General features: G+C 39.3%; 4 protein-coding genes. 1 reads left to right on the forward strand and 3 read right to left on the reverse strand.

The genetic code is table 11. The annotated features are described in order from the left end of the window. Positions 1-376 precede the first annotated feature (376 nt). Positions 377-874 (reverse strand): REP-associated tyrosine transposase, encoded by a 498-nt coding sequence (locus tag CWC14_RS17485; RefSeq protein ID WP_138564168.1) that lies wholly within the window; start codon positions 872-874, stop codon positions 377-379. Positions 875-1,306: 432 nt separating this feature from the next. Between CWC14_RS17485 and CWC14_RS17490 the strand changes: the two genes are divergently transcribed. Beyond that, positions 1,307-2,080: a transporter substrate-binding domain-containing protein gene (locus CWC14_RS17490; protein WP_138564170.1), complete on the forward strand. Its 774-nt coding sequence runs from the start codon at positions 1,307-1,309 to the stop codon at positions 2,078-2,080. Positions 2,081-2,128: 48 nt separating this feature from the next. Here CWC14_RS17490 and CWC14_RS19830 read toward each other — a convergent pair whose 3' ends face one another. Both CWC14_RS19830 and CWC14_RS19835 read right to left on the reverse strand, forming a co-directional pair. Next, complete coding sequence (locus CWC14_RS19830) at positions 2,129-2,389, reverse strand: hypothetical protein (RefSeq protein WP_249928777.1); 261 nt, start codon at positions 2,387-2,389, stop codon at positions 2,129-2,131. Between the two features lie 65 nt (positions 2,390-2,454). Beyond that, positions 2,455-3,051, reverse strand: coding sequence for a hypothetical protein (locus tag CWC14_RS19835; protein ID WP_249928778.1), 597 nt, complete (start codon positions 3,049-3,051; stop codon positions 2,455-2,457). Positions 3,052-3,414 lie beyond the last annotated feature (363 nt).

Below are 3,414 nucleotides of genomic sequence, written 5' to 3' on the forward strand. Positions count from 1 at the left end.
GTCGGTGGTTCGAATCCACTCGGTCGTACCAATTCAAAAAAACACCTCAAGAAAAAGCACTACCTACTCTTAATCACCCGGTCCAAGGGTCGGTGGTTCGAATCCACTCAGTCGTACCAATTAAAAAAAGAACGTAGGTCGGTTAAGTGGCGAAGCCGCGCCACCCGACATTGGTGAAACACCCGACATTAGGTAACATTCCAACACCAAACGCCACCCAACACAAAGCAAAGCCTGCACCGGTAATGACCAATATCCAACATCGTCGGATGACGCCTTTGAATTATCCAACATCGTCGGATGACGCTTCCGGCTTATCCAACCTACGTTCATTATTGTTAACGTATGTGAAACACCCGACATAAAATATATTATATTATTCCCCACACCAATTGCGGCTGTACATTCCTGATGCGACCGCTTTATGAAAGCTTGAATAAGGCCAATCAACCACCCGTTCAACCAAACCATGTTTAAGCGGATTAAAATGAACATAATTTACATGGTGCCAATAATCACGTTCATCAACAATGGTATGCTCCCAAAAACGGCGTTGCCAAATCCCTCGTTCATTTTTATTAATGCGTGCGAGTGATACATGTTCGTTTTTAGGCAAGCCTTTAGAAAAACGTTTTTTAATTTCGCGCCAACGACCAGAATAATCGCTATCACCTTCGGGTAAAGTTAACACTGCATGCATATGATCAGGCAACACCACCCACGCATCAATATAAAATGGTTTATGCATTTTTACCCAGCGCACAGCCCCACGCAATAAACCAATATGCTCAACCAATAATGACTCTTTACGATCCTGCAAATTAACCGTAAAAAAATACGTTCCTCCCGGTTGATAATTTCTACGATATCTCACAAAAAATCTCCTTATAATAAACGGCTAATACCTCTGGGTTATTCAATACCTTAGGATAACGCCTTTGAATTATCCAACATCGTCGGATGGCGCCTCTGGCTTATCCAACCTACGTTAATTGTTGGGAACGTAGGTCGGTTAAGTGGCGAAGCCGCGCCACCCGACATTGGGGGGAAACACCCGACATTGGGGGAAACACCCGACATTGGGGAAACACCCAACATTGGGGAAACACCCGCCATCAAGCAACGCCAACATCAAAAAGCTCCAAAAAAGCGCACACGCTCTAAACTTCCTTAATAAATATCAGGTAACATCCATTTAATCACGTTGCAAAGTCAGAATTTATTGCTTGAAAATTAACACTATGTTAACAAGTGAGCTATCTTATAAGATGAAATATCAGAAAGTATTCTAGGAAAGGATTTACCTGTGAAGTCTGCCGCACTCATTACATTACTATTGCTATTTATTTTTGCTGGGCAAGTTCAAGCTAAAACCCTAATCAAAGTGGGTGGCTATGAATTTCCTCCCTACATAGAGATTGTTGACAGCCGTGCTTCAGGCCTTACCGTAGAGCTAATTAGCGAACTTAATAAAATACAATCTGACTATCATTTTGAGCTTGTGCTCACCACACCTATTCGGCGCTTTAAAGATTATCAGCAAGGTTTGTTCGATGCGGTATTTTTTGAGGATCCAAACTGGGGGTGGCTACAAGGCAACCATAAAATCAGTAACTCCCCTGTAATAGCAACAGATAGCGAGGTATTTATTGCTTTAAAACAATTTGCAAAGTCACAAGCTTGGTTTGATAACTTAGACGATAAAACTCTCATTGGGATTTTAGGCTATCACTATCAGCTAGCAAACTTTGAAAACAATCCATCAATACTTGAAAACGAATATAAAATGACCTTACTGAGCAGTCATAAAAAAAGTATTGAATTAGTATTAAAAAAACGCAGCGATATGGCGATTGTTACCCGTTCTTACTTAAATCAATACCTCAATAAATACCCAGAAAGTAAAAAAAAGCTGCTTATCTCTGAACGCGTCGCGCAAACCTATAAACACCAATTATTAATTCGCCCTACACACCAACTTAATGTAAACACACTTTATAAAATAGTAAAAAAAACACTTGCACAAAATACCCTAGCAACCAAATTAAAAATACTTGGCCTACAACAACATGATATTTAGTGGTGTTGCTTTAATACTAATAACATTACTAATAACATTACTAATAACTTAATGGCAATAACTAGAAAATTTGCTATTTTCATCGTGTGTCGCAAACTCAACCAGCGTCATCAATAAATCACTGTGTTTATGGGTAAAGCCAGTACTAGAAAGGCGTTTTTCTAAATAGGACGTAAAGTTTTTTCGTTGCAGGTGTTGGCTATGTAATTTTATTAACAGCTCTGACTGCTTTTGGTTAATTAACCGCGTCTCGTAAATCGGGTCTTCATCTGGCCAATTTTCTACAGGCGAGCCCTTTTGTTTAAACACAAAATCACTAAGTGAACGCTCGATTTGATTATAATCGTGCTCCCCTAGCAGTTTTTCTATTTCCTTTAATAAGCTTGAGTACAAAACACGCGGGAAAAGCTTGTAAAAATCATGATTTTTAAAGGGCTCACCTTGTGGAGTTTGCTGCCAATTTCAAAACTTGCTCGCAAAGCCTGAACTAATATACGTCCTACATAATGGCTTTTTCGGAATGAGACACCTTGCGATTCTACCCTTGAAAGTACGTGATTTAAACGTTGCTTTAAGCTACGTACTTCTAGCTGCAATTCGCTTTTTTGAGTCTCTAGTAATTGTATTTCGTCAGCACTTGTTGTTATTTTTTGTTCTAGCTTATTTATTTTAACTTGTGCACCATGAAACAAATTACGTGTATCTTTGAGCTCGGCCAATACACTGGCATTTTGTAATTTTATAGGCGAATTACCATCGCCTTTATAGGTTATGGTCTGTTTACTGTTTTTTAATGCTTCGTTTAACGCGTGCTCCAATTTACTGTCTATTACTTGACCAGACTTACTGCCTTTAAGTAAAGAATGTAAAGTTGAAGAAATATGCTTTTGGTACCAATTTTGGATCTGCTCACACTGCACATCAGATAAATTAGCAAATGGATTATCTTCACTTATTGGCTTATTAGCCATAAAAATTCCCTCTAGTAAAAAGACTTTTTGTTGTTATGTCGTATTAAAGTGAAATTACTTACCTTTGCATGTTAATAGTTATCGCTTTTTAAGGCTATATTTAATTGTTTTTATACTAGGGTCTGTTGACCTTTGCGGATTACAATTTGTTCAAACTAGGGGCGGTTTAATCGCGGCGCGAGGTTTGTAACCTAGTGGGCTAAGTAAAAACCGAGCAAAGCTTCCGCGTCCTGCTCACGCCCCTTACCTACATCCATGTAGGCAACAAAGAGTAAATCGCCCCTAGGCAGAACCCGAAGGGCAGCGCCTGTTTGGCATTGATGCTGCGTTATCGCCTATTTATGGGGAATAACCACACCACAT

The sequence above is a fragment of the Pseudoalteromonas sp. S3260 genome (genome assembly GCF_005886925.1).
Taxonomy (GTDB): domain Bacteria; phylum Pseudomonadota; class Gammaproteobacteria; order Enterobacterales; family Alteromonadaceae; genus Pseudoalteromonas; species Pseudoalteromonas tetraodonis.